The organism is Allobosea sp. TBD101, assembly GCF_059817965.1.
Map to the genome: position 1 here is coordinate 2,774,720 of NZ_CM187543.1, position 22,467 is coordinate 2,797,186.

General features: G+C 63.8%; 24 protein-coding genes and 2 pseudogenes. 8 read left to right on the forward strand and 18 right to left on the reverse strand.

Annotated elements, in window-relative coordinates; translation table 11 throughout:
* Positions 1 to 80 precede the first annotated feature (80 nt).
* Positions 81 to 878 (forward strand): AraC family transcriptional regulator, encoded by a 798-nt coding sequence (locus tag AC6RIC_RS13630; protein WP_499732721.1) that lies wholly within the window; start codon positions 81 to 83, stop codon positions 876 to 878.
* 55 nt (positions 879 to 933) lie between these two features.
* Here the strand turns inward: AC6RIC_RS13630 and AC6RIC_RS13635 are convergent, their stop codons facing one another.
* Both AC6RIC_RS13635 and AC6RIC_RS13640 read right to left on the reverse strand, forming a co-directional pair.
* Positions 934 to 1,524 (reverse strand): L,D-transpeptidase, encoded by a 591-nt coding sequence (locus tag AC6RIC_RS13635; RefSeq protein ID WP_499732722.1) that lies wholly within the window; start codon positions 1,522 to 1,524, stop codon positions 934 to 936.
* A gap of 83 nt (positions 1,525 to 1,607) precedes the next feature.
* Positions 1,608 to 2,315: a DsbA family protein gene (locus AC6RIC_RS13640; protein ID WP_454656776.1), complete on the reverse strand. Its 708-nt coding sequence runs from the start codon at positions 2,313 to 2,315 to the stop codon at positions 1,608 to 1,610.
* Positions 2,316 to 2,378: 63 nt separating this feature from the next.
* Here AC6RIC_RS13640 and AC6RIC_RS13645 point away from each other — a divergent pair, with 63 nt between their 5' ends.
* Positions 2,379 to 3,041 (forward strand): response regulator, encoded by a 663-nt coding sequence (locus tag AC6RIC_RS13645; protein ID WP_499732723.1) that lies wholly within the window; start codon positions 2,379 to 2,381, stop codon positions 3,039 to 3,041.
* Positions 3,038 to 4,393 carry an ATP-binding protein gene (locus AC6RIC_RS13650; RefSeq protein ID WP_499732724.1) on the forward strand — a complete coding sequence of 452 codons (1,356 nt, stop codon included), beginning with the start codon at positions 3,038 to 3,040 and terminating at the stop codon, positions 4,391 to 4,393. Before AC6RIC_RS13645 ends, AC6RIC_RS13650 begins: the two co-directional genes overlap by 4 nt.
* A 272-nt stretch (positions 4,394 to 4,665) precedes the next feature.
* Here AC6RIC_RS13650 and AC6RIC_RS13655 read toward each other — a convergent pair whose 3' ends face one another.
* On the reverse strand, positions 4,666 to 5,502 hold the full coding sequence (locus AC6RIC_RS13655; protein WP_499736670.1) for a hypothetical protein: 837 nt from the start codon (positions 5,500 to 5,502) through the stop codon (positions 4,666 to 4,668).
* On the opposite strand from AC6RIC_RS13655, the gene AC6RIC_RS13660 reads away from it, so the two are divergent.
* Positions 5,413 to 5,646 carry a helix-turn-helix transcriptional regulator gene (locus AC6RIC_RS13660; protein WP_499736595.1) on the forward strand — a complete coding sequence of 78 codons (234 nt, stop codon included), beginning with the start codon at positions 5,413 to 5,415 and terminating at the stop codon, positions 5,644 to 5,646. The two genes, AC6RIC_RS13655 and AC6RIC_RS13660, sit on opposite strands and share 90 nt — an antisense overlap.
* A 202-nt stretch (positions 5,647 to 5,848) precedes the next feature.
* Here the strand turns inward: AC6RIC_RS13660 and AC6RIC_RS13665 are convergent, their stop codons facing one another.
* From AC6RIC_RS13665 to AC6RIC_RS13680, 4 genes are read right to left on the reverse strand one after another with little or no spacing between them, the layout of a single operon-like run.
* The gene (locus AC6RIC_RS13665) at positions 5,849 to 6,049 is read right to left on the reverse strand and encodes a hypothetical protein (RefSeq protein ID WP_499732725.1); all 201 of its coding nucleotides are present in this window, start codon (positions 6,047 to 6,049) and stop codon (positions 5,849 to 5,851) included.
* Between the two features lie 12 nt (positions 6,050 to 6,061).
* Entirely contained in the window at positions 6,062 to 7,432 is a 1,371-nt protein-coding gene (locus AC6RIC_RS13670) for an MFS transporter (RefSeq protein WP_499732726.1), read from the reverse strand.
* Between the two features lie 21 nt (positions 7,433 to 7,453).
* The gene (locus AC6RIC_RS13675; protein ID WP_499732727.1) at positions 7,454 to 8,722 is read right to left on the reverse strand and encodes a nickel/cobalt efflux transporter; all 1,269 of its coding nucleotides are present in this window, start codon (positions 8,720 to 8,722) and stop codon (positions 7,454 to 7,456) included.
* Between the two features lie 7 nt (positions 8,723 to 8,729).
* Entirely contained in the window at positions 8,730 to 9,008 is a 279-nt protein-coding gene (locus AC6RIC_RS13680; RefSeq protein ID WP_499732728.1) for a metal-sensing transcriptional repressor, read from the reverse strand.
* 166 nt (positions 9,009 to 9,174) lie between these two features.
* Between AC6RIC_RS13680 and AC6RIC_RS13685 the strand changes: the two genes are divergently transcribed.
* The 4 genes and pseudogenes from AC6RIC_RS13685 to AC6RIC_RS13700 all read left to right on the forward strand — a co-directional run.
* The gene (locus tag AC6RIC_RS13685; RefSeq protein ID WP_499732729.1) at positions 9,175 to 9,498 is read left to right on the forward strand and encodes a hypothetical protein; all 324 of its coding nucleotides are present in this window, start codon (positions 9,175 to 9,177) and stop codon (positions 9,496 to 9,498) included.
* A gap of 50 nt (positions 9,499 to 9,548) precedes the next feature.
* Positions 9,549 to 10,274, forward strand: a complete 726-nt coding sequence (locus AC6RIC_RS13690; RefSeq protein ID WP_499732730.1) for a HupE/UreJ family protein — start codon at positions 9,549 to 9,551, stop codon at positions 10,272 to 10,274.
* An 11-nt stretch (positions 10,275 to 10,285) separates the two neighbouring features.
* On the forward strand, positions 10,286 to 10,966 hold the full coding sequence (locus AC6RIC_RS13695) for a transmembrane anchor protein (protein ID WP_499732731.1): 681 nt from the start codon (positions 10,286 to 10,288) through the stop codon (positions 10,964 to 10,966).
* Between the two features lie 188 nt (positions 10,967 to 11,154).
* Positions 11,155 to 11,628 (forward strand): annotated as a pseudogene (locus tag AC6RIC_RS13700) (3'-5' exonuclease); the annotation flags it as partial.
* A 160-nt stretch (positions 11,629 to 11,788) separates the two neighbouring features.
* On the opposite strand, the gene AC6RIC_RS13705 reads toward AC6RIC_RS13700, so the two are convergent.
* From AC6RIC_RS13705 to AC6RIC_RS13755, 11 genes and pseudogenes are all read right to left on the reverse strand, one after another.
* Positions 11,789 to 12,268: a DUF411 domain-containing protein gene (locus tag AC6RIC_RS13705; RefSeq protein WP_499732732.1), complete on the reverse strand. Its 480-nt coding sequence runs from the start codon at positions 12,266 to 12,268 to the stop codon at positions 11,789 to 11,791.
* 5 nt (positions 12,269 to 12,273) lie between these two features.
* Positions 12,274 to 12,531 carry a heavy-metal-associated domain-containing protein gene (locus AC6RIC_RS13710; protein ID WP_047579395.1) on the reverse strand — a complete coding sequence of 86 codons (258 nt, stop codon included), beginning with the start codon at positions 12,529 to 12,531 and terminating at the stop codon, positions 12,274 to 12,276.
* Between the two features lie 216 nt (positions 12,532 to 12,747).
* Entirely contained in the window at positions 12,748 to 13,425 is a 678-nt protein-coding gene (locus AC6RIC_RS13715) for a Spy/CpxP family protein refolding chaperone (protein WP_499732733.1), read from the reverse strand.
* 171 nt (positions 13,426 to 13,596) lie between these two features.
* Positions 13,597 to 13,830, reverse strand: a complete 234-nt coding sequence (locus AC6RIC_RS13720) for a DUF2933 domain-containing protein (protein WP_454656791.1) — start codon at positions 13,828 to 13,830, stop codon at positions 13,597 to 13,599.
* Positions 13,831 to 13,957: 127 nt separating this feature from the next.
* Positions 13,958 to 14,959, reverse strand: coding sequence for a YVTN family beta-propeller repeat protein (locus AC6RIC_RS13725; protein WP_499732734.1), 1,002 nt, complete (start codon positions 14,957 to 14,959; stop codon positions 13,958 to 13,960).
* A 92-nt stretch (positions 14,960 to 15,051) separates the two neighbouring features.
* Complete coding sequence (locus AC6RIC_RS13730) at positions 15,052 to 15,510, reverse strand: hypothetical protein (RefSeq protein WP_499732735.1); 459 nt, start codon at positions 15,508 to 15,510, stop codon at positions 15,052 to 15,054.
* A gap of 52 nt (positions 15,511 to 15,562) precedes the next feature.
* A complete protein-coding gene (locus tag AC6RIC_RS13735) occupies positions 15,563 to 17,950 on the reverse strand; it encodes a heavy metal translocating P-type ATPase (RefSeq protein WP_499736596.1) in 2,388 nt (795 codons plus the stop codon).
* 326 nt (positions 17,951 to 18,276) lie between these two features.
* A pseudogene (locus AC6RIC_RS13740) lies at positions 18,277 to 18,815 on the reverse strand (transposase); the annotation flags it as partial.
* Between the two features lie 90 nt (positions 18,816 to 18,905).
* The gene (locus AC6RIC_RS13745; protein ID WP_499732736.1) at positions 18,906 to 19,397 is read right to left on the reverse strand and encodes a Mov34/MPN/PAD-1 family protein; all 492 of its coding nucleotides are present in this window, start codon (positions 19,395 to 19,397) and stop codon (positions 18,906 to 18,908) included.
* Positions 19,385 to 21,157, reverse strand: a complete 1,773-nt coding sequence (locus tag AC6RIC_RS13750) for a ThiF family adenylyltransferase (RefSeq protein WP_499732737.1) — start codon at positions 21,155 to 21,157, stop codon at positions 19,385 to 19,387. The genes AC6RIC_RS13745 and AC6RIC_RS13750 overlap by 13 nt, the downstream gene beginning before the upstream one ends.
* A gap of 608 nt (positions 21,158 to 21,765) precedes the next feature.
* Positions 21,766 to 22,446, reverse strand: a complete 681-nt coding sequence (locus AC6RIC_RS13755) for an ImmA/IrrE family metallo-endopeptidase (RefSeq protein ID WP_499732738.1) — start codon at positions 22,444 to 22,446, stop codon at positions 21,766 to 21,768.
* Positions 22,447 to 22,467 lie beyond the last annotated feature (21 nt).

The window sequence follows — 22,467 nt, forward strand, 5'->3', positions numbered from 1 at the left end:
AGCCCATAGCAGAAGCGCTCTTGGCGAACTTTCGACGCTTTGCCATAATGCATCGAGTATCGGACATATTGGGCTCGTAGATGTCCTGGTTGACGGTTTCCGCCCCGCCAAGTGCTCGCCCGCCGCGCCCCCTGACCATTCGGGCGCAGTCGATTCCCGCGCGCCATTACTTTCCCGAGCACGCCCACGATTGGCATCAGCTCGTCTATGCGATCGACGGCGTGCTCACGATTTCGACGGCCGGGCGAACATTCATCACCTCGCCGGAGCAAGCCGCCTGGCTGCCGACCGGTGTCGCGCATCGGGTTGGCTCGCTGCTCGGTGCGGAATTTCGGAGTCTGTGGATCGCGGACAATTTCGGGAAGGACCTTCCCATCGGGCCGTCGGTTCTGTCCGTAACGCCTCTCCTGAAGGCATTGATCGTCGAAGCTGCCGAAATCTGCGATCAAGAGGATGTCGATGGATATGGAGGCCGCGTCGTGGCGCTCATCCTCGACCAACTCCGCCGCGCACCAAAATTACCGAGCGCTCTTCCGTGGCCCCGCAGCGAAGCGCTGATCAAGATCTGCGAAGCGCTCTTCCTCGACCCGAACGACGAGCGGAGCGCCGATGACTGGGCCCGGGAACTGGGCATGTCGGTTCGGACGCTGACCCGACGCTTCGAAGCGGAAGTTGACGCGCCGCTGCGCTCGTGGAGGCGCCGACTGCGTGTCTTCCGCGCGATCGAACTGTTGAGCAGCGGAATGTCCGTGACCAGCGTCGCTATGGAACTGGGCTACGGCTCTCCCTCCGCCTTCATCTTCGCGTTTCGAGGGGAGATGGGGAAAAGCCCCCATGCCTTCGTTCGTCAGAACCCGGGACCTATGGCAGGGAGGTAGGAAAGCGCGGAGCCGCGCTCGACACATCAGATGCATGCCACCCGCCGCTGGGCGATCAACCCGGTAGGACCACGACCTTCGCGCCTGCCGAGACGCGTCGATAGAGGTCGATCACGTCCTGGTTCATCATGCGAATGCAGCCCGACGAGACGGCGTGGCCGATCGTCTCGGGCTCGTTGGTGCCGTGGATGCGATACAGGGTGTCGCGGCCATCCCTGAATAGATACAGCGCCCGGGCACCGAGCGGATTATCCGCGCCGCCGCTCATCCCGCCAGCCCATTTCGCATATTTGCCGGGCTCGCGCCGGATCATGTCGGGAGTCGGCGTCCAGTTCGGCCACGCGCGCTTGGTCGCGACATTGGCCGATCCGGACCAGGCCAGTCCCTCGCGGCCGACGCCCACCCCGTAGCGCAAAGCTTTCCCGCCTTCCTGCACGAGATAAAGGAACCGATGCTTCGGATCGACGACGATGGTGCCCGGCGCTTCCTTCGTCCGATACTCGACGAGCTGACGCAGATTCCGTGGCTGAAGATCCTCCAGCGAGACGGCCGGAACATGAAATGGTTCGCCATCGACCTCACCATAGCGCTCGACGTCAAGGGCGCTGAATCGCGGCGCGGGCGGCGGCTCAGGCCGTTGGGCCATGGTCGTGCAACCGGCGACCAACGCAGCGAGCATTACGACCGCGGCACCGCGGATCGGCAAGGTAGAAGCCATTTCCGTCGCCCCTACTGGCCAGCCTGCTTCTTGCGGGCGTCGGATACGACCTGCTTGAAGCCCTTGTAATCCAGCGTCGAGGTACGGAACGGTCCGACGAGATAGGTCGGCGTTCCTTGCAGCCCGAGGGAGTCGGCCTGAGCCATGGTGCGCTTGAGCAGCGCGAGAATCTTGTCGCCGTGGGCATCGAGGTCGGCCTGAAGGCGTGCGAGATCGAGCCCGGCCCCCTTGATCGCCGCCGAGATCTGCTCCTTGCTCAGCTTTCCCCGGGTCGCCATCAGCGCGTCATGCGCTTTCTGATATCCGCCCTGGTAGGTCGCCGCGAGAGCAAGCTGGGCGGCATAGACCGAGGTTTCGGCGATGACCGGCCAGTCCTTGTAGACGAGCCGAATCTTGCCGTCCTCCTTCATGACCCGGGCGAGCTCGACAGCCGATGTCTTGCAGAACGGGCAGTTGTAATCGAGGAAGGCGACGATGGTGACGTCGCCTTCCGGATTGCCGCCAACGGGCGCGTCCGGATCATTGAGGATGGCGTTTGCGTCAATCTGCCCTTCCTGAGCTGAAGCCAGGCCAGGGAGGCCCGCCGCGGCGAGGACAAGTCCTCCCAGAATGGTGCGACGATCGTGATGCATGGCTTCGCGCTCTCTTCGATGTACAGCCTGAGCAGTTCCCGCCGTCGCGGGCAATCTGCGATTCCCATGCGGGAACGATGCGGCCATCGAGCTTCGCCAGCTTAAGGCAGCCTTAAGCTGGAGGGAGAAATCCGGCGTCGAGGGAATGACATGCGCGTTCTGATCGTCGAAGACGACCCCATCCTTGCCGACGGCCTCAGTGTGGGCCTGAAGATCCATGGCATCAGCGCGGAGGTTGTCGGTTCATGCGCCGATGGCAGGCATGCCTTGGCCGCAGGAGCCTTTGACGTGATCGTGCTCGACCTCATGCTGCCGGACGGTTCCGGGCTCGACCTGCTGGAGAGTCTGAGGGCAGGTGGCGAGCGTAGGCCTGTCCTCCTGCTCACGGCACTCGACGACACACGCGATCGAATCGCGGGGCTCGATCGCGGAGCGGATGACTATCTGGGCAAGCCATTCGATCTCGATGAACTCGCGGCACGGCTGCGCGCTATCGCTCGGCGCGGCGAGGGCAGGGCGGCCTCAACGATCGCCGCGGGCGGCTTCGTCCTCGATCCGGCGATTCACACGGTCTCGCGGGACGGGAAAACGCTCGACGTGACGCGACGTGAATTTGCGATCCTCCGGGCGCTTGCCGAACGGCCCGGGACGATCCGCTCACGCGCCGAGTTGGAGGAACGCCTCTACGGCTGGCAAGAGGACGTGGAAAGCAACGCGATCGAGGTCCACGTCCATAACCTACGCCAGAAGCTCGGCCGCGAGGTGATCGAAACCGTGCGCGGCGTCGGCTATCGCCTGAGGTCGACGCCGTGACCTCGCTTCGCGCAAGGCTGTTCCTCATCCTGGTCGCGACGACCGGCGTGATCTGGCTCGCTGCGACCATCTGGATCTATCTCGGCACGAAGCGCGAGCTGGAGCGCGTCCTCGACACACGCCTTCAGGAAGCCGCGCGCATGGTTTCCTCGCTGGTCCGCGACGATGGAGGAATGGCGGACAATGCGATCGCGAAGGTACCACCCGGGAGGATTGATACGAGCAGCTATGAGCGGCAGCTCTCTTGCCAGATCTGGTCGTTGAGCGGTCGGCTTGTCGCTGCTTCGGGTACGGCACCAACGGAACGCCTGACCGAGCAGCGGGAAGGGTTCTCGGATAGCATCCTCGATGGCGAGACCTGGCGCGTCTATGCCATCGAGGATGCTGCGAAGGGCGTGCGGGTCCTGGTCGGCGACCGGCTCGGCTTGCGCGACCGGCTCGTTCAGGACCTCGTGCTCGGTCTCGTCGTGCCGACCCTGGTGATGCTGCCCCTGTTCGCGTTACTCATCTGGCTCAGCATTGGGCGAGGCCTTGGCCCCTTGAAGCAGATCGCTGCCGACCTGAAGGGTAGGGCTGCCGACGATCTCATGCCGCTGCGGGGCAAGCCGATCGACGAGGTTCTCCCCGTTACCGACGCTCTGAACGGCTTGTTCGGGCGATTGGAGGCAGCGCGGCGGCATGAACGGGAGTTCACTGCCTTTGCCGCGCATGAATTGCGCACACCTCTCGCCGGGATCCGCACGCAAGCCCAGATCGCCAGGGCTGCCGAGCAATCGGAAATGCGCCAGTCGGCCCTGGGAAAGATCATCGAAGGCGTTGATCGTACTGCACGCCTCGTGAGCCAGTTGCTCGCGCTTGCCCGCCTCGACGCCGATGTCGCGAGACCGGTGATGATCCCCATCGCGATCGAACCACTGCTGCGCGAGATCGACAAGGGGCGCTTGCGAGACGATCTCATCGTCGAGATCGATCCGGAGCTCGATGCATTCGCAATCATCGGCGACCCCGACAACCTCCGGCTTGCCTTGCGCAATCTCCATGAGAACGCGTGCGGATACAGCCCCCCTGGAGGGAAGGTGCGCTGGCGCCGAGCCGCAGAGACCAGCATCACCGTCGAGGACGAGGGGCCAGGAATTCCCGTCGATGAGCTCGCGCTGGTCAGGCAGCGCTTCTATCGGGGCCGCGGACAGAACCACAGCGGAAGCGGGCTGGGTTTGGCGATTGCGGAAGCTGCGCTTGCGAATCTCAGCGGGAGCATACTCGAGCTGAGGAACAGGGAGAGTGGCGGACTCTCGGCAACCGTTTCGTTTCCAAACGCCGGTTGGCAGCAAAGGTCGCCACATAAGGACTAGCCCGGCTGCCAAGCTCGACCAAAACTGTACCCAAAATCGAGGATGGGGTGCAATCTTGGTTGGGGCTCTTCCGAGCCCAACGAGAGCCTAATCTCAGACGCCCTCACATCCGCATCGTCGAAGTCGTTCCTTCTGAGGGCGAAAACTCGCGCCAGAGGCCGTCCTCGATGGAGAACTGATGAACGCCGAGACGGGACGTTACGGCCGCGACGTGAAGCGTCCGGCTATAGAGGTGCGCGGCCTTCAGCGTGAAGGCGGCAGGGAGACTTCTGTCAACGGCCGATCGGACGAGTGATATCGATCGTCACGGCCTTGGCGGCGGCCAGTGCAAGCACCGCACGAACGGGATCCTGCACTCCGGCAACGCGGGCTGCACAATCGACGAGGTACGAACTCCCGCCAGATTCCGTCAGGTGCTCTGCTATCAGGACGCGGAAGAGCGGCGGCACGGGGTACCGAGCGGAGGAAGCGATCAGTTCGGAGCCATCGAAATGAGGCCGCCGTCGAAGCCATCGTTCGCTGACGATAAGAATTTCTAATGGATGCAGATGATTGTGAAGCCTTCGCCGAAGTGACGAGAGGAGGATCGAGTCGCCGGGGATTGCAATAATACCCAGAATCCGATCGATTAACCGGACCGTCCTCATAGCGGACCCTGGAGGAGCAACTGAGGAAGATAGGAATAACTCATCACGGGGGCTGCGCTGGAAATCGCGAACGCGAGGGTCCGCCAGGAGCCTGGCATCCAGAGCGTGGTGAAGTTGATCGGCTGGTCCGAAAGGATTGGTCGAGGGCTGCTTGATGGCCATCGTCAATGGCATGGGATTCATGGCAAGGCTCCGCGTTGCCGGGAAAGGGATTCCCGGCGCTCGCTTCATGGATCCGCGCCAGGTGACGCGGCGGTTCGGAATGGCTGCGGCGGAGAAGGAGGCTTGATGCCGACTGACGATCAGGCGCCCTCGAGGCCGCCAGAGCTCAATGCCGATTTCGAACAAAATGTTCGATTCGTTTCCGGGGATATGGTTACCGGCCCGCTCGTCGTCGCTGCCCGGGGCCTTCTGGGTTGGGGCCAGGCTGAGTTGGCCGAGCGAGCCGAAATTCGACGGCAAACCCTGGCGGAATTCGAAGCAGGGGTTCGGCGCCCGCAGGCTCGGGTTCGTGATGCCGTTCTATCCGTGCTCGAAGGCGAAGGAGTTCGATTCGTCGATATTGCGGGCGCATGCGGGCCCGTCTTGAATTTCAGCTCAAGATAATTGTCGTTCTATCGATCCGTCGATTTCGAGGCCTGTCGTCGGAACGATGCCAGATGACGACATGCGTCGACGTCCAATCCAGGCGATGGCGCCCTGGGCCTCAGGGCCAATTTCCACAAATGGTGTTGAGCACCGTCGCATTGCTGTGCTCCGAGCAGCTCATGCTCCGAAACGAAGAGCGGCCGAACGCGATGCCGAGATCTCAAACCATTCCGCTGGTCAAACCGTAGAGTAGTCCTGCCACGGAGCAGGCGGCGATGGCTTTGATCGTGCCGACCCGAAGCGGAACACGCGACCATGTCAGCGAGGGGCGGCAGACCGATAATGTTGCATCCTGCATCGCTTTCAGCGCCGCCAGCGCGTCGGCGTGCAGCCCGCGTTGGAGTGAGATCAGCCAATCCATCGGAGCCCCGGATCAACCGGCCCGCGAAGGCCATTTCTCATGCAGATCGTCGATGACGAAGGCATGGTCATGACGATGCCCGTCGGCCTCGGCGAGGTGCGGGTGGTTGGGCGGCAGGTCGTCATGGCTGTGGACCAGGCTCTCGGCATCGGCCGCTGGCCAGACACGCGCGGCCACGATGAGTGCGGCGAAGGTTAGGGCTGCGAAGATGCCCGCGGTCACGGAGAGCGGGAGCGCGGCCCCGAGCCACCCCGCGAGCTGATAAGTGACGAGCCAGCAGGCATGCGAGAGCGCGAACTGCGCCGCGAACACGGCGGGACGATCCGCCGTCTGGGCAGAACGCCGCAGCAGCCTGCCCGAGGGCGTTTGTACCGCTGAATACCCGATGCCCAGCAGCAGCCAGGCCACCAGGAGCAAGGGCCAGATCCAGGTTCCGGCGACCGTTGTTGTGGTCGCGACATCCGTCCAGGAGGCGGTGAACAAGGCCGCACCGAAGAGCGTGAGCACGAGGCCGAGCCAGCAGGCCGCGACCAGCATGACGCGCCGGTCGGGAAGCTTGTCGAGAAGGCGCGGCAGGACCAGCGCCGCAAGCATCGAGCCGCCCCCGAAGCAGGCAAGCGCCATCGCAACTTGCCCATCGCCGAGCCCAAGCCAACCCTTCACTATCACCACGGTGTTGACGATCACCAGCGCGCCGCCGGCCGCCGCCGCCATGTTCAAGGCAAGCAGGCCGCGGAGGCGCGGCGTCGCGAGATAGATGCGCATGCCGCGCGTCGTCTTGTCGTAGATGCTGCCCTCACGTTGAACGGCTGGCGACATGGGCAACGAAACCGACAGCACGAGGGCCGCTGAGCAGAGGAAGCCGACGACGGTGCCCGAGAACAGCCAGTGAAAGCTGATAAGGCTGAGCAGGAGGGCGGCGAGCGCTGGGCTGATGAGGCTTTCGAGATCATAAGCCAGGCGCGAGAGCGATAGGGCCCGGGTATAGTCGGCCTCCTCCGGCAGCACGTCGGGGATCGTCGCCTGGAAGGTCGGCGTGAAGGCCGCCGAGGCCGATTGCAGCAGGAAGATCAGGACATAGATCTGCCAGACCTCGGAGACGAAGGGCAGCAGCAAGGCAATGGCGGCCCGCACCAAGTCCATCGCGATCAGGAAGGCGCGCCGCGGCAATTGCGCAGCGTAAGCGCCGACCACGGGCGCGACCGTGACATAGGCGACCATCTTGATCGCCAGCGCAGTCCCGAGCACCGCTCCCGCCTTGTCGCCGGCAAGTTCGAAGGCGAGCAGCCCGAGCGCGACGGTCAGAAGACCTGTCCCGAGCAGCGCGATGATCTGCGCAAGGAACAGGTGCCGGTAGGTTCGGTTGGAAAGAACGTCGAGCATGATCGTCCGATGCGGTTCTGATCAGCCGCCCAGCGGCAGGACTAGAGCAACCTGGGCCGCACGCGTTGCCTGGGAGGAGAGCCCCATCCAGCCGTGGATGCCGACATAGAGGCCGACGCCGATCAGCAGGATTCCGGAGAAGTAGGGCGCACGTCGCGCGAAGGTCGAGAACCAGGACCAGCGCTTCGTCGCGTGACGGACGCTCAGCGCGGCCGCCGCGCCGACGGAGACGAGCGTGATCGCGAGACCGATCGAGAAGCACAATACCAGCGTGAAGCCGAGCGTGAACTCCTTGAGCTGGAGACAGAGCAGCAGCACGGTGATCGCAGCCGGGCACGGGATCAGGCCGCCGGTCAGGCCGAACAGGACGATCTGCCAGGTCGTGACGTTGCGATCGGCGAAGCGGCGACGGATGTCGTTGGCATGCGCCAGCTCGTGGGCGTCCTGGTAGCCATCGGTCGCGACATCGAGCCCACGCAGTTCCTCATGCATGTGGTCGTGGCCATGGGCGTGATCCTCGACGAAGGAGAGATCGTAATCATGGGTGTGGTCGCCATGGCCGAGGCTGACCCGCGCCATGAACTCGTGGGGTTCGGGGATTTCCTGCACGGATTCGAGGAGCCCGGAACGCCTCTCGAAGGTGAAGGCCTGACGCGAGCCGTCCGGCCGCTCGGTGACGATGCCGACGTCCTTGGCTGCCCAGGCATGGCCCCGCTCGGTACGAATGCGCCAGCGCGGCGGGACGCCATCCTCGAAGACCTCGACGGCGATGACGCCATGCCCGGTGTCGATGCGACGGATATCGGCCTCGTGGCCATGGTGAGAATGCGCGGCTGCCGTTGCGGGGCCGTGCGAATGCCCGCCGTGACTATGCCCGCCATGTCCTCCGTGGCTGTGGCCCCCGTGGCCGCCATGGCTATGTCCCGAAGCCAGCCCGGCGCGCTGCTGGTCTCCCCAGGTGCGCCAGAGCATCCAAAGAGCCATGCCGACGATGATCACCGCAGAGGTGATCTGGAGATAGGGCTCGAACGTTTCCGGGGCGACGCCCTGCCAGAGGAACATGCCGCCGATCGCGATGCCCCAGACCACGAGCGTATGGGAGACCGTCGCCGCCAGGCCGAGGAGTACGGCCTGCGTCACTGTTCCACGGATCGCGACGATGAACGCGGCCATCATCGTCTTGGAGTGGCCGGGCTCCAGGCCATGCAGCGCTCCGAGCAGGATCGCGCTCGGGATGAACAGCCAGGCGTGAGAGGCACTCTGTTGGATCAGGTCGGCGAAGGACGGCATCACGTTCTCATAGGTACTTGGCGATCTCCTTGAACTCGTCGATCGAGCGGCGCTGTTCGCGTGCGAGAGGACCGACGACGTCTTCAAGGCAGTGATCGAGATGGTCCTGGATCAGGTTCTTCTTGGCCTGCCCGATGGCCTTCTCGACCGCGTGAAGCTGCTGCGCGAGCTCAAGGCACGGCCGGCCGGCTTCGATCATTTCGATGACCTTGCGCAGATGGCCCTCCGCCCGCTTCAGGCGCTTGGCGATCTCGGGATGGCTCTCGTGCAGGTGGCTTTCGGACATGGCTGATGGTATCCCCCTGGATAGGATGAGTCAAAGCGCGATTCGGTGCCTTTAGTTCATCACGTCAAACTTTCGTTAAGAATGGTGTCCCTAGCTTTTCGTCATGCCGCGTCGCAGCATCAGAATCAGATCGAGCCTCGCGGCCGCCTTCCTGGCGGTGTTCGCGATGCTGCTGTCCGCGGTCCACGTCCAGTCGGGCCACAACGCCTATGCGATGGCCCAGGCCGAAGCCCAGCGCCACGCCGAACTCGCCGCGACGATTGCCGAGCACGGGCATTCGCATGACGAGGGCGAGCCGGACGAACGCGTCCCGGGACATGTTCACGGCCACAACACCTCCGACCATGTTCACGAGACCGCCAATCTGGTCGCTCAGCCTCGGCTCGGGATGCCGCGTTTCGTCGGCACCATGATGCGGCATGAGCCGCAAGATACCGAGCTGGGCCTGCGCCACGGCCTCGATCGACCGCCGAGATCCTTCGTCGCTTGAAAGCGCGCCGCCCAAGGCGGCGTTCCCTCACGACACATCTCGGAAATCACATGAAACGATCCTCATTGACGGGGCGTCGCAAGCTGCGCGCTCTGTTCATAGTCCTGCTTGCTGCGATGTTTGGGCTGATCGGCCTGAACGCAGCACTCGCCCACGCCGTCGCTGAAGGCGACAAGGGCTACATCCAGGAGATCACGGGGGTGAACATCATCCCCTTCGTCTACCTCGGCGCGAAGCACATGGTGACGGGATACGACCACATCCTGTTCCTGTTCGGAGTGATCTTCTTCCTCTACCGGCTGAAGCACATCGCGATCTATGTCAGCCTGTTCGCGATCGGCCACTCGACCACGATGCTGCTCGGCGTCTATTTCAACGTCGGGATCAACAGCTACATCATCGACGCGATCATCGGCCTGTCGGTCGTCTACAAGGCGCTCGACAACATGGGCGCCTTCCAGCGCTGGCTCGGCTTCCAGCCGAACACGAAGGTCGCGACTCTGATCTTCGGCCTGTTCCACGGCTTCGGCCTGTCGACCAAGATACTCGAATACAAGATCTCGCCGGACGGCCTCGTCCCGAACCTCCTCGCCTTCAATGTCGGCGTCGAAATCGGGCAGCTCACCGCCCTGGCGATGATCCTGATCGCGATGGGCTTCTGGCGCCGCACCAACAGCTTCTGGCGCCATGCCTACGCCGCCAACACCGTCATGCTCACCGCTGGGTTCGTGCTGATCGGCTACCAGCTCACCGGCTATTTCATCTCGCAAGCTTGAGGTTCGCACCCATGTACAACACTGACATCCCGACCCGCGCGGAACTGCCCACCTCGGCCCAGCTCCTGCGCTCCACCGCCATCGCCTTCGTCGCCGCGGCTGGCATCCTCGTCACCATCGTGCTCCCGGCCGAGTACGCCATCGACCCGACCGGGGTCGGCCGGATGCTGAAGTTGACCGAGATGGGCGAGATCAAGACCCAGCTCGCCGAGGAAGCCGAGCGCGATCGCCAGAAGGATTCGACGGGCGCGGTTGAGCAGCCAGCTCGTCCGGCTCCGGATCAGCGTTCCAGCCTGATCGGCAACGTGCTGGCGACCCTGTTCGTCTCACCAGCCCAGGCAGGTGAGCGGCTGGTTGTCGCTCAGGCGGCCGGGCGCAAGGACGAAACAGTCATCACCCTGAAGCCCAGCGAAGGTGTCGAGTACAAGCTGACGATGAAGGCAGGCGCCAAGGTGAACTTCTCCTGGGCGACCGACGGTGGCGTCGTGAACTACGACATGCACGGCACTCCGGCCGGCGGCGGCAAGGAGAAGAGCTACAAGCAGGGACGTGGTGCCGCCAGCGACGAGGGCGTTCTGACGGCTGAGGGTGACGGCGCTCATGGCTGGTTCTGGCGCAATCGCGGCTCCAAGGACGTGACGATCACGCTGAAGACCAACGGCGCCTATGCCGAGATCAAGCGGATGATCTAAATCGACAGCGGGCTCAACCTGGTGCATCACACCTTGGTTGAGCCCTGCCCACCAGTTTTGGCTTCCAAGGATGCGTCGCGGGTTCGCTTCCAATTTGCGGCCGGAGACTACTGCTGGCAGTTGGCGACGAAGAAAACGGCTAGGGTCGCCGCATGAAGATCGCAGCAATCCAGATTGACCTGTTCGACGATGCCCCTGGCTACTTCAGGGTGCTGCGAAAGCTAATGCCTCGCCCGATCGTCCCGCGGGAGAAGAGCGCGTTCCCGAACCTCGCGGTGTTGGTGGACACCGAGACCACCGGCCTCTTGCATACCCGGGACGAGATCATCGAGATCGGCGCGGTGAGCTTCACCTACGACGATGCGGGCGTGATCGGGGATGTTGTCGGTGTCAATAGCGGCCTGCGCCAGCCATCCGCTCCGATCCCCGCGGAGATAACGCGGCTGACGGGCATCACGGATGAGATGGTCTCCGGTCACGGCATCGATATCGCGGCGCTCGATGCTCTGGTCGAACCCGCCGACCTCGTCATCGCGCACAATGCCGCGTTCGATCGCCCATTCTGCGAAAAGCTATCGCCAGCCTTCGAGTCGAAGGCCTGGGCATGCTCGGTCACCGAGATCCGGTGGGCCGATCTGGGCTTCGAAGGCAACAAGCTCGGGTAAACCCGCAGCCTCTTCCGGCTCAGGGTGTCCCGCGTCAGGATCTGGTCGCCGATCGTATACCGGCGTTCGCCGAAGTTCACGGTCGCGGCTGCCGTCAGCCTGCCGAAATCGACGCGGCAATGGTTCGCCAGGGCCTCGAGCAAATGGCGTTCCGGGATCAGACGCGGTGTACGCCGCGGTAGCGCGCGAAGCTGGTCCGGCCCGAAGATCCGAACAGGACGACCTCGTAGCTGTCCGGCGCCTTGCCGGCGACCTCCATGCCGGGAGAACCCATCGGCATTCCCGGAACGGCGAGGCCCCGAGCCTGCGGCTTCTCGGCCAGGAGGCGCTTGACGGCGTCAGCCGGCACATGACCTTCGACGACGTAACCGGACACCTCTGCCGTATGGCAGGAGGCAAGGTCGCCCGGCACGCCGAGGCGGAGCTTCACCTGGTCGACGTCCGAGGATGTGATGACCTCGACGGGGAAGCCTGCGGCCTTCATGTGCTCCACCCAGCCGCCGCAACAGCCGCAGTTCGGATCCTTGGTCACGGTCACCTTCGGCAGGGTGGCCTGCGCAAAGGCTCGTCCGGCCATCATCGCGGCGCCAGAGGTTCCGAGAACGGCGAGGAAGCGGCGGCGGGTGAGCATGAGCATCTCCTTCAGGCTGCGACCGGGGTATAGCCGGCCTTGGCGACGAGAGCCTTGATGGATGCCAGGTCGCTGCTCCCGCGGACGGACACCAACTTGGAAGCCGGATCGGCTTCGACCTGCGTGCCGGGCAGTCCCGTCTCGATCGCGTTCTTGATCGTGCCAGCGCAGTGACCGCAGGTCATGTCCTCGACCCGCAAGGTCAGGGCATTCGGATCACGTTCGGCCGCCTGGTCCGGCCGGGAGGAGTGGTTGTTGCATCCGCACATGGAATGGTCTCCGTTTCTCATCGACGATGAGAACAGCCTGCACCTTACCATGATGGCAAGGTCAAGCGGCGATTCATCACGACGCGCCGATGTCGCGACGGCACGTACATTGCGAGGGCGCCCTTGCGAAGGCGGACAACCCCGTGTCCGCCCGCTTTCATTGGTTCGGAGCAGGGTTGACCTCGTTGCGAGCCTGGCTCCATCCGGGGTGGCGCATCAGTGCTTGTTCGGGGTGTCGTCGTCAGCACCATCGGATCCACCGGGCATCATGGCACCGCCGGGTCCCATCATTCCCCGCCCCATCATGCCTTGCGCCATCATGCCTCGGCTGCCCATCCGGACGAGTGCCGGCAGCCGCCGCTTCTGGGCCTCGTCGAGGGTCGCGTGGAGCGGCGCGGCAGCGTCCGCGAGCTTGCGCATGGCGTCGGATCCCTGGCTCATATGATCGGCCATGGTGCGCAGCATGTTCACCGGATCGTTTGCCGTCATGCCTCCCGTCTGGCGATTGGCCTGCATATGGCTGAGGTGAAGGGTCGCCAGGTTCCGGAGCGCGGTTTCGACCGAAGGCCATAGCTTTTCCTGGCCGGCGGTCAGCTTCAGCCCGGCATGGATGGACGCGATGTGGGCTTCGGCGAAGGCACTCATATCCTCGGTCGAGAACTGGCCCATCATCCCTCGGCTGCCGCCGGGCATGCCTTGACCCTGCATCATCTGGCCCATGGGCATTGGCATTCCGGATTGGCCGGGCATCGCCTGAGGTTTTGCTGGCGCCGTGGATTGGGCCTGCGCCTTGGGGGCATTACCTGGATGGTGCGGGTCACTGGAAGTCGGCGCCTGGGCCAGCGCGGGCCCGGCAAGGGTAACCAGGACAGTCGCGAGAACGGACATCTTCATGGCAGTGTCTCCTTTGAGCGGTCAAAAAGGGTAAGAACGGCGTCGGCGCAGCTTTCGCGGAATGGCCGCAGGCCGCGCCGATCAGGTTGCGTCGGGCGCAGCCATTGGTCCCGGGGCTGCAAGGGTCCCCAATGTTCTCAGCCGGGCCGCAGCCGGCCCGGCCTTGGGCGGTCACCCCCGCTTGTCGTGGTGGCCGTGGCCGCCGTGCATGAACAGATGCATCAGGGGGCAGGCCAGCAGCAGGAGGTAGGGCAGTGCGGTCACGATATGAACGCCGTGGTTCGCGAGGAGGTAGATGCCGAGAGTGGCCAACGCGAGCGAGCAGACCCAACCCAGAGGCGTGTTGATCAGCAGGGTCCGCCAGGTTCGTGGCGACTCGGGGGCAGGAGTCGGTGTGGTGGGCATGTCGATCTCTCCCGGTGCGGAGCGGGCCGATCTTGGACGTTGCTGGCGAACGGTGCCTTGAGCGAAATCAAGCGGGGTACCGGCAAGGCTCGTTCCGCCCACCCGGTCTGCTCCCGCTTCCTGGCACCTAGCGGGCGGCGATGCCGTTCGGCCCCTTGCCCACCGGATAGGCCTTCCCGGCCGAGAGGCTGCCGAGATCGATCGCGGAGATGGTGTTCGCGTAGGTGTTCGTGACGTAGGCCGTGCGACCGTCGCGAGCGATGACGATGCCGTGCGCTCCCTTGCCGACCGTCACGTTCCGGATCAGCTTGCCGTCCTCGAGCGCGACGACCGACACCCGGTTGTCCGGCTTCGCCGCCGAGCCCTGGTTCGCGACCAGGGCGGCCTTGCCGTCCGGCGTAACGTAGACCTGCACGGGTCCGTTTCCGACGGAGGCCTTCCGCAGCAGCTTGCGAGCGTCGACGTCGATGATGGCGACCTTGTCCTCGCCGTTGAGCGAGACCACGAGGATGCGGCCGCTCCGGTCGAACGCGACCTGGACCGGCCGCTTTCCGACGGAGATATGCATGGCCTTCTCCGGATTGCGCGTATCCACCAACGAGACCGTGTCGCTCTTCATGTTGGCGACCGCGAGCAGGTTGCCGTCCGGCGATAGGCGCAGTCCATGCGGGTAGTTCTGCACGGGGATGCGACCGGTTACCCTACGCCCCGGGATATCGACCACTACCACCGAGTTGGTTTCGGCGTCGGTCAGGTAGGCGAAATGCCCCTGTGCGTCGGGAACGACATGCGCCGGATGTCCTCCAACGGCCACGACCTGCGGCGCGCCGGGCGCGTCGCCAGAGACGTCCATGAGAATGAGCTGCCCGCCCGCGGAACCGTGAGCCGCATGGCTGCCGGACTGTGCCGCAGGCATACCGGTCGCCAGGATGAGGCGGCCATCGGCGGTGACGTCGACGTTGTGCGGCGAGATCGGAATCGCCGCCGTAGTGGTTTTCGAGGTCTGGGAGTCGATGATGGAGAGGCTCTGCCCGTTCTCGTTGGCGACGACGATCGTGTCGGCCCGGGCGCCGGCGGCGCCAAGGGATGTGACGAGGGCGAGTGCAATCTGGGTTCTGCGTGCGAACATCGCATTGTCCTTCCGAATTCGAATTGAACAGGGGCCCGGTGCCCACGCAGGCCGCGACATCACGGAAGCGGCGGGGTCGGGATTCGGTTGGGTTACGCGATGGATTTTGGCGGTTTGAAACGCACCTCCGGGATTGCCCCGGTCAGCATCAAGTCATTCCCCGGCTGGAGGCAGACGGCTTCGGGCCATCCTGGGAAAGGGGCACCGGCACGGATCATCGCCGGGGGCACGACGAGGCAGCTCGAGGAAGCGCCGAGACAAGCCTGGTCGCAAGAGGGGCCGCCCGCCGTTCCCTCGGCGTTGTCTTGATCCGCGTTTCGGCCGTGATGGATGGAGGCCGCCGCCGGGTCGACGTGCCCATGCTCCATGACCAAGGACAGGTGCGTGGCAGGACCGGGCGCCGAAAAGGCAGGCGTCGCCATACGACCGACCACGAGAACCATCGCGGCGACCGCGAGGAGCATGGCCATCAACGGAGACAGAGCTTTTTTGCGACGCCTCTTCATTGCAAAAAGTCTACCCGGCTGGCGGACCGAAACCTTGCGCTGCATCAAACAGTCGGACGGACCGAGCGGCTCTCGATAGAACTGCCCGGTCCGGGAACTACAGGCGTACGGTGCGCAGGCGGATCGCGTTGCCGATCACGCTGACCGAGGACAGTGCCATCGCGGCCGCCGCGATGATCGGCGACAGCAGGATCCCGAAGAACGGGAAGAGCACTCCCGCCGCCACCGGCACGCCGAGCGCATTGTAGATGAAGGCGAAGAACAGGTTCTGGCGGATGTTGCGCATTACGGCCTGCGACAGCCGTCGCGCCCGCACGATTCCGGTGAGGTCGCCTTTCAGCAGGGTCACGCCAGCACTTTCCATCGCCACGTCGGTGCCCGTGCCCATGGCGATGCCGACATCCGCCGCCGCCAGCGCCGGCGCGTCGTTGACGCCGTCGCCCGCCATGGCGACCACTCTGCCCTCCGCCTTGTAACGCTGGACCACGGCGCTCTTCTGGTCGGGCAGGACCTCGGCCTCGACCTCGTCGATACCGAGCCGCCTGGCAACCGCCTTCGCGGTCGTCCAGTTGTCGCCGGTGAGCATCACGACCCGGATGCCTTCCGCCCTGAGCCCGGCGAGCGCCTCCGGCGTCGAACTCTTGACCGGATCGGCAATGGCGATGGCACCCGCCACCGTTCCACCGATTCCGGCGAAGATCACCGTGGCGCCGTCCTCGCGCAACCTGTCCGCTTGCTCTGCCAGGCGATCGGGGACGATGCCATGCTCGGTCAGGAAGGCCGCGTTGCCGAGCACGACGCGTCGCCCCTCGACGGTACCCAGCGCTCCCTTGCCGGTGGGTGAGTCGAAATCGGCGACCGGCGCGGTGGCGATGCCCTGCTTGTCGGCGGCCGCGACGATGGCCAACGCCAACGGATGCTCGCTCGCCCGCTCCACGCTGGCTGCCAGGCGCAGGATTTCGGCTTCGTCAAAGCCCGGAGCTGGAACCACGGCAATCACGGATGGCTTGCCCTCCGTGAGGGTTCCGGTCTTGTCGACCACGAGGGTGTCGACCTTCTCCATGTGTTCCAAGGCCTCGGCGTTCTTGATGAGAACGCCCGCCTGGGCGCCGCGGCCGACCCCGACCATGATCGACATCGGCGTGGCGAGACCGAGCGCGCAGGGACAGGCGATGATGAGCACCGCCACGGCCGCGACGAGGCCGTAGGAGAGCCGCGGCTCGGGACCCCAGAAGGCCCATGCAATGAAGGCGAGCGCCGCCACGCCGATGACCGCGGGCACGAAGTAGCCCGAGACGTGATCGGCCAATCGCTGGATCGGGGCGCGGCTGCGCTGGGCCTCCGCCACCAGTTGGACGATCCGCGACAGCATCGTGTCGTGCCCAACCTTCTGCGCCTCGATCACGAGGCCGCCGGACTGGTTCATCGTGCCCCCGATGGCCGCGACGCCGACCTCCTTGGTGACTGGCATCGACTCGCCCGTGACCATCGACTCGTCGGCCGCGCTGCGCCCCTCGACAACGACGCCGTCGACCGGGACCTTCTCGCCCGGCCGCACCCGCAGACGGTCACCGACCTGCACGGTGTCGAGCTGGACCTCCTGCTCGGTGCCGTCAGGCATGATCCTGCGGGCCGTCTTGGGCGCGAGGTCGAGCAGCGCGCGAATGGCCCCGCTGGTGCTCTCCCGCGCCCGCAACTCGAGGACCTGCCCAAGCAGGACGAGAACCGTGATGACGGAGGCCGCTTCGAAGTACACGGCCACCGAACCGTCATGGCCTCGGAACGCGGCCGGGAAGATCCCGGGCGCCAGCGTCGCCACCATGCTGTAGACCCAGGCCACGCCCGTCCCCATGGCGATGAGCGTGAACATGTTGAGGTTGCGCGAAACCAGCGACTGCCAGCCACGCTCGAAGAACGGCCAGCCGGCCCACAGCACGACAGGAGTCGCGAGCAGCATCTGGACCCAGTTCGAGGTCTGCTGGCCGACGTAGTGGCCCAGACCCGTCAGGTGCCCGCCCATTTCCAGCACGATCACGGGCAGGGAGAGCGCGAGTCCAATCCAGAACCGGCGCGTCATGTCGATCAGTTCATGGCTGGGGCCGGTCTCCGCCGTCGCGAGCACGGGTTCGAGCGCCATCCCGCAGATCGGGCAGGAACCGGGTCCCACCTGTCTGATCTGGGGATGCATCGGGCAGGTGTAGATCGTGCCTTCCGGCACGGGTTCCGCCTTCCGGGCCGCCGCTGGCTCGACGTATTTGGCGGGCTCCACCATGAATTTTGACTGGCAGCCGGAGGAGCAGAAGTAATACGGCTTGCCCTCGTATTGCGCCCGGTGCGCGGTTGCGTGCGGGTCGACCGTCATCCCGCAGACCGGGTCCTTTACCTTCCCGGCTTCCCCGGCGTGTTCATGGCCATGGCCCCCAGGGGCGCGATGGTCATGATGATGGCCATGGCCCTTACTGGTCGGGGTGTCGGTCATGACCATTCTCCGCATACGCATTGATGAGCTGCGGTAATGTTGGGCCTTCCCATAATAGGAAGGTCAAGCGTTTGCGTTGGGGCTTCCGTCCTCGCGCTCGTCGTGGTCAGCGATAACGTCCTATGTCGTGAAGCAGCTTTAGGCTTTGGCCAGCGGGTCTCATCGCGCCGGCAGATCGCCGACGTTGGCAGCAAGCTGATCCAGATGGTTTCCACCGTCAACGGGATCGCTCCCAGCCATAGCAAACACAGGATCCAGCGGCGCTGACGCGGCCGTGGCCCTCACCGTCCTCAAGACGAGATGCGCACCCAGGTGGAAGGCCCGAACATTGTCTACAGGGTCGCCTTTGGCGCCCTCACGGCTCTTGCAGAGAGGGGGCCTTCCACCTGGCGCCCGACCGCTACAGAAACGGTCGGTATTCTGTTCCCGTCTTGGCGACGGCATGCGCCGCCCGCGCCATCTTGGCGGTGAGCGCGGTCATCGCCTTGCGACGGCGATCGGCATCGTCCGCGTGACCGGCAATATAGCGGCCGAGCTTATCGCGGAAGCTGTTGTCACATTGGCGTGCGGCGACCTGCGCCGCCATCCAGAACGTTCGGCGCAGGCGGGCATTGCCCTACTTCAAAAGCTTGGTCCGACCGCGGAAGGTGCCGGATTGGTAGGTCGCGAGGTCGAGTCCGCAGAACTTCAGGAACTGGCGGTAATGGCCGAACCGCCGCAGGTCTCCGGCCTCGGCCAGGATTGTCAGAGCGTTGATCGGTCCGATTCCCGGAATGCGCCGCAGCAACCGGGAATCGTGATGATCGGCCAGCGTAACCTGCGCGATCTCGTCGATCCGGTTGCGCTCCCGGGTCAGGCCCCGCGCCTGACCGCGCGCTTCCGCCCGCCCGAAAAGCGACATGCCCGCGAGGACCGACAAGCGCGTCGGACTGCCGGCTGACTTGCCTCGGCGCGTGCGGCCCTATTCGTATGTGGCTACTGAGGCGTCGGTTGCCTCGATCATCTCGAACACGCGGTATCGCCTGATCAGACGGCATACCTTCGGGTGAAAGCTCCAGCCTCCCGGAGCGCCGCAGACCAGCATCATGATCGGAAGGGTCGTTCGCGCTTTCGGGGTCTTGATGATCGCCTTCAGGCAGGCTTTGTCCGTCCAGCTAAGAACAGCCGCCCGGGCATTGGGATGGGTATGCCAATCGCCCAGATAGGTGTCCCGCCTGTCGGATCGCGCGTAGTGCTCCGCGATCGCCGCGAGTTGCCAATCCTGGTCCGGCTTGAAGCTCCGTCGACTGCGATGGGCATTGGGACCCGCTGGGATCACCCTGGTCACGACGGCAGCGCGGTCATCGGCCCAATAGCCCATGAATGACCCACCCGTCTCGAGCTCATAGTGGTGATCGGCTTCGGCGGATATCTCGTCGACGGCCGCGCGGGACAACCAGACTACGGCTTGCATCCGCATTCCCGCATCGGCGGCAGCAGGTCGGCCGTCCAACTTGGCGGCGCCGATCGGGTACCATCGTGCAGGGACAGCGTGTTGATCATGGACCCTTGGTACGATGAGGGATTCGTCATGACATCAACGACCGTCCGAACCGCCGCAAGCGACAGTTCCTGAAGGTCGAAGGAAGCGCCGGTGAAAGTGAGCTCAGCGCATCCGGGCGGTTGGCGCAAAGCCTCGCTCTCGCCGGAACCCGGCGGCTTCTGGATATGGCCCGACTGATAGGCGAACTCTCGACAAGTTGGGCAACCGGAGGCGGGGTGATAGACGGCCACGACGCCACCTTTCAGCGAGGCGGTGGCATAGGCGGAGACCATCATCTTGGCCGCTCGCTGGCAGAGATCAGCGAGGAGGCGCGACACTCCGCTCGACGCGGTCGCGTCGACGACGAGGTCGGCTTCCGCAATGATGCCCGGGAGAACGTCGAGGTCGCCCGTGCCTTCCTGGACGGCCGCTGCGCCGACATGGTGAGTAACCGCCTGTACCATGGTCGCCGGATACTCCCGCTCAACGAATTCCTTGAGAACCGAGACCTTCCGCCGCCCCCATGCCGAGGAGCCGAGAGGCCACCGGATGGAGTTGCCGGGTTCGACGAAGTCATGGTCGAGCACGATGATCTTACGGCAACCGTTGCGGGCGAGCTCGATCACTAATGGCGCGCCGATTGCACCGAGCCCGAATATCGTAACCGTCTTGTTCCGCAGGACATCGACCGAGGGCACGCGCCCTCCGACGTCCTCAATACCCGCTCGGTATGTCGGGACGATCAGCAGCGACTGCTTATGTGGCTTTTGGCCGGGCTTCGGCCTGCGGAACGATTGGGCCGGACCGTACAGTGCGGCAAACAGCCAGGTATCGCCGCGACGCTCGTGTGCAATTTCCGTTGATTGGACGGTGATGGACATTGAGACGGCTCCATCGAGTGCCGGGCCGCTATTGTCCTTGTTGAAAACGACGTCATTCCAGAAGGCTCGATCCCGTGACATCGCCTGTGTCGGAGGTGCCAATCGCTCGACACGCCGCCACGGAAACGTGCGCGAAGTCTTGCGAGCTTCGATATCGGATGGAAGCGTGAATTCGCGCTTCGCTAGAACCGTTCCGTCGGCGGCCTTCACCTCGTCGACGGCGCCACGCCAGATGATTCCGCCCTGCGTTCGCTCAAGGGCGAAGGAGATCTTCGCCGTGCCAATCAATGCACTGCCGAGATCCCAGGAACTGTCGACGAGCATATAGCTACCCTCGACGTATCCTTCGGCAGCAGGAGCGACGCTGTTCCACCAAACTTCCATCGGCTCGCCTTGAGGGTCTTCGCTTCCAGAGCCACCGAGAGCGTTGGCGAGCTGCCGATTGAGGAGTTCTGCCAACGTCCACTTGGCAGGCCATAGGCCGCTATCTCTTCCGAGAAGGCACAGAGTTCCGTCGATCGGCGAGACGTGGCGTTCTGGGAACGAATCCTGTGTCGCAACCAGAGAGACCTGAGGTCGAATGAATGGATAGGTGTCGGGGAACACCGCTTGGAGCGCGCACTTCCTGTCGTCCGGCAGAGGCCACGTGAACGTCAAACGGAGAATGCCCTTCGCCAAAAGGTCTCCGTCAACCCGAAGGCTATCGCCGACGAAATGAAGCAGGTCACGAATTTCGTGCTCGAACCTGCCGGGGTAGGTGTGCTCCCAGCGAGGAACCATTCCCGGTTTGACGTCGGCGTAGCGGATCATTGTCAGCCTACGGGGCGATCCGGCGGCTGCGGCGGGTCCTTCGGTCCGGGCGGCACGCCGTCAGGACGGCCGGGTGGCACGCCGTCCGGCTTCCCGGGAGGGCCGTCCGGCCGTCCCGGTGGATGATCGGGCCGACCGGGCGTGTCGGGTCTTCCTGACATAGGACGCTCCTTTCAGATCCATTCGGCCTGGCCGCTTCCGCTCTCGAGCAGGAAGAGGACGAACTCGTATCTCGTTCCCAGAACAGCTCGCGGCAGTAGAGGACTTGGGTGGTCCGCCGCAGGGGGGCGGCGGACTTTCGCTCTCATCGAGGCGTGTTTTGGGTGGAATCTGACCAAACTTCCGGAGCGCCTACAACTTCAGCACCTTGGGATAGTCATGAGCAGCGGGTGGTCGAGCCGCAGGTGTTGCACTTCAGGCAGGTGCCGTTGCGGACCAGCGTGAAGTTGCCGCACTCGCCGCACGAGTCGCCGATACAGATTAGGGCGTTGTCCAAATCGATCTTCGATGCGATCTAATGTTTTGCTGCGTCCAGCCGACCCAATCCGAACGCCGGTAGAAAGAGGTAAAAGGGCCGGTTACGATTTCTGCGCTGAACCTCTGGAAATCTAGAATGATATAAAATGCGCTTGGCAATTCATGCAAAAATTGCTCATGCCAAATGTTCTTAAGTTATAATCGCCGCATTTAATGCAAGAGTAACCGCTAGAATTTCTTTTTTCGATTGCTTCAGCACGAACCGAGATAAGACGACGTTTTGCGCAATCGATATCGACTGCGCAGTATTCAGCTAATTCTTCTGGGTTATCAAACGATGCTGCGACATGTAACGGAACTAGAAATGCGTCGGCAAATCGCTTGGCTTGCCACTCTCCAGATTCTTCGTTGGGAAGAAAACGAACATTTTTCTCTGATCCGGGTGAGAATTTCTGTGCGCTTACATCGTGGAGAATGATGTGCCCTATTTCATGGGCAATGATCTTGCGAGCCTCTTCATCATCGAGTTTGGCATTCTCCAGAACCCAGTTTTCAATGTGAAGCTCTACGAGCTGATATCCGTGCTTTCGTTGATTCAAAAATCTGACGAATGCCGGTGAGTCCTCTCCAAGGTCATCGTATGTTATTATCTCAAGTGCCTTCCCAACCAAAAGGTTGGGAAGGGTTTCATAAAGAAACTCAACGATTTTAAATCTTGATGCGTTGCTGTTTCCTTCAATTTTTCGCCACGCAAGCGCAAATTCTTCGATCTTTGAGGCATCAAGCCAGGGAACTTTCGTATCATCTAGCATGATTGGGCCTCTCAGACAGGC